At 38.9% G+C, this 7,325-nt stretch carries 7 protein-coding genes; 3 read left to right on the top strand and 4 right to left on the bottom strand.

The window, feature by feature from the left end; translation table 11 throughout:
* Window positions 1–491: 491 nt before the first annotated feature.
* A complete protein-coding gene (acsA, locus tag JCM9152_RS17900; RefSeq protein WP_035346703.1) occupies window positions 492–2,207 on the bottom strand; it encodes an acetate--CoA ligase in 1,716 nt (571 codons plus the stop codon).
* Between the two features lie 166 nt (window positions 2,208–2,373).
* Between acsA and JCM9152_RS17895 the strand changes: the two genes are divergently transcribed.
* Genes JCM9152_RS17895 through JCM9152_RS17885 form a run of 3 tightly spaced genes read left to right on the top strand, consistent with a single transcriptional unit; the run spans window position 2,374 to window position 4,857 of the window.
* Complete coding sequence (locus JCM9152_RS17895) at window positions 2,374–3,006, top strand: GNAT family N-acetyltransferase (protein WP_035346702.1); 633 nt, start codon at window positions 2,374–2,376, stop codon at window positions 3,004–3,006.
* A 43-nt stretch (window positions 3,007–3,049) separates the two neighbouring features.
* Window positions 3,050–3,685, top strand: a complete 636-nt coding sequence (locus JCM9152_RS17890) for an acetoin utilization AcuB family protein (RefSeq protein ID WP_035346701.1) — start codon at window positions 3,050–3,052, stop codon at window positions 3,683–3,685.
* A 5-nt stretch (window positions 3,686–3,690) separates the two neighbouring features.
* On the top strand, window positions 3,691–4,857 hold the full coding sequence (locus JCM9152_RS17885; protein ID WP_035346700.1) for an acetoin utilization protein AcuC: 1,167 nt from the start codon (window positions 3,691–3,693) through the stop codon (window positions 4,855–4,857).
* Between the two features lie 97 nt (window positions 4,858–4,954).
* Here the strand turns inward: JCM9152_RS17885 and JCM9152_RS17880 are convergent, their stop codons facing one another.
* The 3 genes from JCM9152_RS17880 to motP all read right to left on the bottom strand — a co-directional run bounded on the left by JCM9152_RS17880 (window position 4,955) and on the right by motP (window position 7,295).
* Window positions 4,955–5,653 (bottom strand): 5'-methylthioadenosine/adenosylhomocysteine nucleosidase, encoded by a 699-nt coding sequence (locus JCM9152_RS17880; RefSeq protein ID WP_035346699.1) that lies wholly within the window; start codon window positions 5,651–5,653, stop codon window positions 4,955–4,957.
* Window positions 5,654–5,722: 69 nt separating this feature from the next.
* Window positions 5,723–6,508, bottom strand: a complete 786-nt coding sequence (gene motS / locus JCM9152_RS17875; RefSeq protein ID WP_439644217.1) for a flagellar motor protein MotS — start codon at window positions 6,506–6,508, stop codon at window positions 5,723–5,725.
* Window positions 6,495–7,295, bottom strand: a complete 801-nt coding sequence (gene motP / locus JCM9152_RS17870) for a flagellar motor protein MotP (RefSeq protein WP_035346698.1) — start codon at window positions 7,293–7,295, stop codon at window positions 6,495–6,497. Before motP ends, motS begins: the two co-directional genes overlap by 14 nt.
* Window positions 7,296–7,325: the final 30 nt, after the last annotated feature.

The raw sequence follows: 7,325 nt of genomic DNA, 5'->3' as shown, positions 1-7,325 counted from the left end.
ACCGAAAAACCATACGAAAAATACAAAAACGCCTTTGAGAGTCATATCTCAAAGCCGTTTTGTCTACGGTCTGAGCCTAACAAGTTATACTTGTTAGGCTTTTTGGTAGAAATTTTCCACAATCTAGCGCTTCGAACCCACACCCGGAATGGGGGGATTTATTTAATGGCGAAATAGATACCTATACATTCCCTAATCAAAACGACTTGAATTTCACAATCATCAAGTCCGTACCGATCTAACAGATTTCCGACGAAGCTCCAACCTATAATGCGAAGATTGTTCAGGGTGCCTATTCCGTTCAAAAGCAAAAGAAGGCACCCACCGAAAACAAAAGCTTCGCGTTAATGGCAGTGAATGTAAAACACTGCCAACAACTAAAGGAATAGAAGAATTACACACAAAATAGGAAAAGGTAAATTTGAGCTACTTTCATTCACCTTTTCCACTATTAGACGCTAGTTATATCCTCCCCTTTTTCATCATTATGATTAATCTTCCATTGTCGATAAATCACCGGTTGGCAAGTCTAATTCCCATGCTTTTAAAACACGTCTCATGATTTTACCACTTCTCGTCTTCGGTAATTTGGCCCTGAATTCAATTTCACGAGGAGCAGCATGTGCTGCTAACCCTTTCTTTACAAATAAACGGATTTCTTCCTCTAGCTCCGCTGTCACTTCATACCCATCACGTAAAGCAATAAATGCCTTAATGATTTCTCCTCTAACGGGATCCGGCTTCCCAATGACACCAGCTTCAGCGACTGCCGGATGCTCAACAAGCTTACTTTCTACTTCAAATGGGCCAACACGTTCACCAGCCGACATAATAACATCATCGATACGGCCTTGGAACCAAAAATAACCATCCTCGTCCATATAAGCTGAATCTCCTGAAACATACCAGCCTTCTAATCGAAAATAACTATCATACTTCGGCTTATTATTCCATACCGCTCTCATCATGGACGGCCAACCTACTTTTAAGGCTAAATTCCCCATACGATTTGGAGGTAATACATTACCTTGGTCATCAATAATAGCTGCTTCAACACCTGGAATTGGTTTCCCCATTGAACCTGGTCGAATTTCCATCGATGGATAGTTACAAATCATTTGTGCTCCCGTCTCAGTCATCCACCATGTATCGTGAATTCGTAAATTGAAAACATTTTTTCCCCATTTGATCACTTCTGGATTTAATGGCTCACCGACACTTAAAATATGCCGTAATGAAGATAGGTTATACTTCTTCACTACTTGATCACCGGCACTCATTAACATCCGAAATGCAGTTGGCGCACTATACCATACCGTGACTTGATACCGTTCCAACGTTTCATACCAATCATGTGGACTAAATCGACCACCACGTATGACATTCGTTGCTCCTGCTAACCAAGGGCCGAAAATTCCATAGGATGTTCCTGTTACCCATCCAGGATCTGCTGTGCACCAATATATATCATCCTCTTTTAAATCTAATACCCACTTTGCTGTTTGATAGTGCTGAATCATTGCATTATGTACATGCAGAACACCTTTAGGCTTTCCAGTTGACCCAGATGTATAATGCAAAATCAGTCCATCTTCGCGATCTACCCATTCAATATCGAACTCTGGACTAGCTTCATTTAATCGTTTATTGAAATCCAAATAAGAACCCTGCTCAGTAAACTCGTCATCTACAATAAAAACCGTTTCCAGATGAGGCAGATCTGCTACTGGCACCCGCTCTAATAATGCAGGAGTTGTGACTAACACTTTCGCTTCACTATCCTCCAAGCGATCTCTTACTGCGCCTTCCATAAATGCTTCAAAAAGCGGTCCAACAATGGCCCCGACCTTTAGCGTACCTAGAAAAGCAAAATATAGCTCTGGGGAACGTGGCATAAAAATAAACACTCGATCGCCCTTTTCCACCCCAACACTTTTTAATACATTTGCAGCCTTGTTTGACTGTTCTTTTAATTGTTTAAACGTGTATGATTCATCTCTTTTTGCATCACTGTAATAAAGAGCTATTTGATCAGCCTTTCCATTGTCAACATGGCGATCAATCGCTTCATAAGCCATATTCACAAGTCCTGTTTTAGCCCAACTAAATGTTCCCTCAACGTCTTTCCAATTAAAGGATTGATTCGTATCCTCATAGTTTGTAAGATTAAATGTTCCTTTTTCAGACGGAAGCGCTTGCATTTTCATCACACATCTTCCCCTCTATTGATAAGTTTTCAATTTACATTATAATAGTAACTGAAAACGCATTCAAATTCAAACTGTAAACCTTAACTTCTTATGAGAAAATATTCCTGAAATTCTTTTCTCAAAATACCGTTGTTTACTCGTTGTTAATAAGGTGGTTACAAACATGCAGCATTTTAAAACCTACTTTTCTATGAATCTCCCCTTCCACGGAGACGAAGTCCTAATTGAAGGGCCCATTTCACCCAATCGAATAAAGGAGTTAGATTTTCATGAAGACTTAACATCCTTTCGCCCGCCATTAGAGCAGAAGGAGGCACTAATTGAAATTGCCGAGCTTCCTGAAGGTCGAATTAATGTCATTTGTGATAATCAAATGATCGTTGGCTATGTCACTTTTGTTTATCCGGATCCCCTTGAACGCTGGTCAGAGGGGAAAATGGAGAACTTAATTGAGCTTGGGGCGATTGAAATAGCCCCAAAATACCGAGGTGCTAAGCTTGGTAAGCATTTACTACAATTTTCAATGAAAGATGAAGCTATGGAAGATTATATTATTATGACGACTGAATATTATTGGCATTGGGATTTAAAAGGTAGTGGACTTGATGTATGGGAATATCGAAATATGATGGAGAAGATGATGAACGCTGGTGGCCTCATATGGTATGCAACGGACGATCCTGAAATCTGTTCGCATCCAGCGAACTGTTTAATGGCCAGAGTCGGTAATCGTGTCAGTCAAGAATCGATGCAACAATTTGATCAGATTCGCTTTCAGAATCGCTTTATGTATTAAGACGCGTAGCAATGTAAGAATAAAGAAAGAAAGGTTGTTTTCAATGTTAATTAAGCAAATCATGAAGGAAAACGTCATTACGTTAGAAGAAGATGCTACGATAAAAGATGCCATGCAAACGATTGAGTTAAAACAAATTAGACACATACCGATCGTAAATAAATCCAATCAGCTTGTTGGAATTATCTCTGATCGAGATATACGAGATGCTAGCCCTTCTATTTTTCATTCAACTGATCATTTGGAAGATTTTCTAAAACCACTCTCTTCTATCATGGCACGTCATGTTATTACCGCACACCCTCTCGATTTTGTAGCAGAGGCGTCTATTTTATTCTACGAGCATCATATCGGCTGTCTACCAATCGTTCAAGATAATCAGCTAGTAGGCATTATTACAGAAACGGATATCCTCCATACACTTGTTCAATTAATGGGAGCCCATCAGCCTAGTTCACACATTGAAGTAAAAGTGGAGAATATTACAGGGAAGCTAGCTGATATCGCTAGCATTTTTAAAGAAAAAAATGTTCCTATTACTAGTGTACTCGTCTATCCTTATCCTGATCCTCAATTTAAAGTATTAGCTTTTCGAATACAAACGATTGACCCAAGGCGTATTATTGGCGAAATTGAGAAAAGTGGCTACCATGTCATTTGGCCAAAAGAACCAGAGTGAGCTTAATGAAAAAGGATAGTATTTATATTTATTCAAGTAAGCAGCTCGGTTATCGTTTTAATGAGGATCATCCTTTCAATCATATTCGCCTTGAATCAACATTTGATTTATTGCAACAAATGGATGCCATACACATGAACGACGTCATCCCACCTCGAATAGCTTCAGATGAGGAAATTGCTTTGATTCATCAAGAAGATTACATCGCAGCTGTTAAAAAAGCAAGTAAAGGGGAATTAAAAATAGGAGAACCATTCGGTTTAGGCACCGAGGATACTCCCATTTTTCCTGACATGCATAACGCTGCAGCCTTAATCGTCGGAGGAACGTTACAAGCTGTTGATGAGGTTATGGAAGGAAGAGCACAACATGCCTTACATTTAGGTGGTGGCCTCCATCATGGCTTTAGAGGGAAAGCATCTGGCTTTTGCATTTATAATGATAGCTCCATTGCGATTGAATATATGCGTAAACACTATCAGGCACGTGTGCTCTATGTAGATACAGATGCTCACCATGGTGATGGTGTTCAATGGACCTTTTATGATGATCCAAATGTATGTACGCTAAGCATCCATGAAACAGGTCGATACTTATTTCCAGGTACAGGTCAAGTCCATGAAAAAGGAAGTGGTCAAGGGTACGGCTTTTCCATTAATGTACCTATTGATGCTTTTACGGAAGATGAATCTTTTTTAACATTGTACGAAACAGCCTTTAGAGAAGTGATCGATTTTTTTAAGCCTGATGTCATACTCACTCAAAATGGAGCCGATGCCCACTTTCTTGATCCACTTACTCACCTTTGCTCTTCTATGAAAACGTATAAAAGAATTCCACAAATTGCACACGAGTTAGCTCATCAATTTTGCAACGGTAGGTGGATTGCTGTTGGAGGTGGAGGTTATGACATTTGGAATGTTGTACCACGAGCTTGGTCATACATTTGGTTAGCAATGACTAACCAATTGGACAATCTACCAGAAAAACTACCAGAGAAATGGATTGAACGTTGGAAGCAACAGGCAAAAACACCTTTACTCCGTTCATGGATGGACACTTCTGACACGTTTCCAGACATACCACGTCGAGCGATTATAACAGAAAAAAATTCAACCATTCTCGACCAGGCGCTTTATCACATTCGAAACGAAAACAAGAGAAAAGAATAAGGAGCTTCATAATAACAGGCCACGGGAAAAGATAAAAACTAAACTTTTTCCGTGGCCTTATTTAGTTCACTTTTCAGTCACTCTTAACGAACGAAGATCATGACATGTTCTTAATCATATTTGATACGATTAAACGAGATTGCTCACTCGCTAGTTCAGTGAATTCAGTAAAACTCATAGAAGCTTCACCATTCGCTTTATCAGAAATAGAACGGATGATAACAAACGGAATGTTATTTAATGTCGCCACTTGAGCTACAGCCGATCCTTCCATTTCAACGCATACTGCATTAAACGTATTTCTTAAATCGCTAACCAATTCCGTATTTGCAATGAACTGATCACCACTAACGACACGCCCCTTTAATACTTTACGGTGAACACTTGCTATGGAACTCTCTTCTGCTAGCTTGATGAGCTCAGTGCTTGCTTTAAAGTCGGATGAGCTAGGAAACATTGGAATTTCGCCTCTTTTGAAGCCTAATGGACTTGCGTCAATATCGTGTTGCATCGCACTCGTTGAAATAATAATATCGCCAACTTCTAATTGTTCTTCAACAGCTCCCGCTACTCCTGTAAAGAAAATATGCGTTACTTGAAAATGATCAATTAAAATTTGTGTCGTCAAAGCCGCATTGACTTTTCCGACACCCGATTGACAAAGGACAATATCTTTTGTAGACATTTTTCCTTCATAAAATTGAACGTGGGCAATCTCTGTTGATTTATGTATCGTCATTTCTTCTTTTAAAGCTATGATTTCTTCTGCCATTGCCCCTATAATTGCAATTTTCACTTTAAATCGTCTCCTTACACAAGATGTCCTATGAGTTCTTTAATAAGCCTCATAGGACATCTCTATCAATTAATACGTATAGCCATCATCGTAAGTCGGATCTGAGATGACAATGACAACACGTCGATTCTGACTCATATTTTCTGCCGACGTATTATCAACTACTGGACGAGTATCACCATATCCAGTAGATATGAAGCGATTCGGTTCTAAATCATATTCCTCAATTAAATACCGAATTACACTGCTTGATCTTGCACCAGATAGCTCCCAGTTTGATGGGTAACGGAAAGTTGAAATTGGTCTACTATCTGTATGCCCTTCAACTTTCACGATATTTGGGATAGCTTCTAATAATGTTCCAACTTTATTTAAGATAAGCTGAGCTTCATCTAACAGATCTGCTTCACCTGATTCAAATAACGTACGTTCTTGCAAGACTAATACAACACCACGATCATCTCTTGTTGCTGATATCAGATCATTTAAATCATTTTCATTAAGAAATTCATTGACTTCCTCTAACAGCTCGTCCATCTGAGCCTCGTTAGGAACATCATCTTGTTCTTGAGGGTCATCAGTACCTTGCTCGTCAGATTCCGTATCTACATCGGCATCTCTTAACTCGTGGTCTCTTATTTCATTCGGATCTTGAAATTCAATGGCAGACGGCATGAAATCAAAAATTTGACGCTGTTGAAAGGATTCAGCAATCGCTCTAAATTTCTGTGCATCGACAACTGACATTGAAAATAATAGAATAAAAAAGACGAGAATCAACGTCATCAAATCAGAAAAAGTAACCATCCACTTTGGAGCGCCTTTTTCCTCCTTTTTTCGCCTACGATTCAACATTTTCTTCTCCTGTTTCTTCTTTTTTATCTTTTTCACTAATAAAAGCACTGAGCTTTTCTTTTAAAATCTTAGGGTTTTGTCCTGATTGTACGCCAATAACACCTTCAATAATAATTTGTTTAACAAATACTTCTTCATCGGTTTTGTTGTTTAGCTTATTTGCCATTGGTATAAACACTAAATTAGCAAGAACAATTCCATACAAAGTCGTTAACAAAGCTACCGCCATATTAGGCCCTAATGTTGAAGGATCATCTAAGTTTTGTAACATGAGGACAAGACCAATTACGGTTCCAATCATTCCCCAAGTTGGTGCAAACTCCCCTGCCTTTTCTAATAAAGCTCGTCCTTTTCTATGACGCTCTTCCATCGCAACGACCTCAGCCATCATAATATCTTTAATGACATCTGGTTCAATTCCGTCGACAGCTAGTAATACACCTTTACGAATAAATGGATCTTCTACTTCATCAGCACTTGCCTCAAGAGATAACAACCCCTCTCGACGTGCCTTACCTGAAAGATCAACAAATGTATCAATTAAATCATTTAAATCATGATTGTGAGATTGAAATGATTCCTTTAATACTTTCGGCATAACTTTGAGTTCTTGTAATGAGAACGAAATAATAATCGCAGCTGTTGTACCTCCACCAACAATTAGTATGGAAGCAATCTGGATAAAAAAGACAACTCCTCCAGCACCAGCATTATTAAAGATAGCTAGTAATAGGACTGAAATCCCCAAAAAGATCCCTATTACTGTCATCAGATCAAATTTCTTCATATTCCTCTCCCTATCTCTCTAAACGTATCT

It is taken from the genome of Halalkalibacter hemicellulosilyticusJCM 9152 (genome assembly GCF_000513115.1).
GTDB classification, from domain to species: Bacteria; Bacillota; Bacilli; order Bacillales; family Bacillaceae_D; genus Halalkalibacter; species Halalkalibacter hemicellulosilyticus.
This window is presented reverse-complemented; position numbering and strand designations above follow the sequence as displayed.